This window comes from Hydrogenophaga sp. 70-12, assembly GCF_001897365.1.
In the GTDB taxonomy this organism is placed as follows: domain Bacteria; phylum Pseudomonadota; class Gammaproteobacteria; order Burkholderiales; family Burkholderiaceae_C; genus Hydrogenophaga; species Hydrogenophaga borbori.
Window position 1 is genome coordinate 1 of record NZ_MKSS01000368.1, and the last position, 1,087, is coordinate 1,087.

The 1,087-nt window shown below is 75.4% G+C and carries 1 protein-coding gene and 1 pseudogene; both read right to left on the reverse strand.

Annotated elements, in window-relative coordinates; genetic code table 11:
* Positions 1 to 131: 131 nt before the first annotated feature.
* Positions 132 to 836, reverse strand: coding sequence for a 16S rRNA (uracil(1498)-N(3))-methyltransferase (locus BGO22_RS18695; RefSeq protein WP_204743720.1), 705 nt, complete (start codon positions 834 to 836; stop codon positions 132 to 134).
* Between the two features lie 58 nt (positions 837 to 894).
* Positions 895 to 1,087: pseudogene (locus tag BGO22_RS18700) on the reverse strand (aminoglycoside phosphotransferase); the annotation flags it as partial.

Sequence of the window (1,087 nt, forward strand, 5' to 3'; positions counted from 1 at the left end):
GACCAGATGACGCAGCAGAACGCGGCGCTGGTGGAGCAGAGCGCGGCCGCCGCTCAGAGCCTGAAGGAGCAGGCCGAGCGCCTCAGCGAGGCGGTGGCGGTGTTCCGGCTGACCTGAGCCGGGTCGCGGGCTCAGGCGAGCGCCAGCGTCAGCGCCGCCAGGGCCGCGGTCTCGGCGCGCAGCACGCGCGCGCCCAGGTGCGTGGGGGCGAAGCCCGCCGCGCGGGCCTGCGCGTCCTCGGCGGCGCTCAGGCCGCCTTCGGGGCCGACCAGCACCGTGAGCGGCGCCTTGCCGCCCAGCGCCTGGGGCGCGGGCGCGCCGCCCTCGGCCAGCGAGAGCACCACGCGCGCGCCAGCGGTCTCGCGCAGGAAGGCCGCGAAGTCGCGCACCGGTTCGATGGTGGGTACGCGGTTGCGGCCGCACTGCTCGCAGGCGGCCTGCGCGATGGCCCGCCAGTGCGCCTGCTTCTTCAGCGCCCGCTCGCCCGACAGGCGCAGCACGCCGTGTTGCGTGTGCAGCGGCGCGAGCCGCGCCACGCCCAGCTCGGTGGCCTTTTCCACCAGCCAGTCCATGCGCTCGTTGGCGGGCATGCCAATGGCCAGCGTGAGCTCGCGCGCCGCCTCGCGCTCGATGGCCTCGTGCGCCTCCACCCGCACCGCGACCTCGCTGCGGCCCATGCGCGCGATGCGCGCCGACCACTGGCCGCCCTGCCCATTGAACAGGGTGATGGCCTCGCCCGGCTGCAGGCGCAGTACCTGCACGTGGCGCGCGGCGCCCGGGGGCAGCGCGAGCTCGGCCCCAGGGGCGAGCGCGGCGTCGCAGAAAAAGCGTGGCATGTGAACCCTTCGCGGTGCGAGAAGCGGACTCACCCAGCGGCGCCGCGGGGGTGTGGCCTCATGTCCTGCCGAAGGACCAGCCGCTGGCCGCCTGCAGGCCCTCCACCCCGTCGATCAGGCGCAGCAGCGGCGCCAGCTCGCGGTAGCGGTGGGCGGTGGCGCGGATGTAGGCGATGAAGCGCGGCGCATCGGCCAGGTACTTGGGCTTGCCGTCGCGCAGCGTGAGGCGCGCGAAGATGCCCGCGACCTTG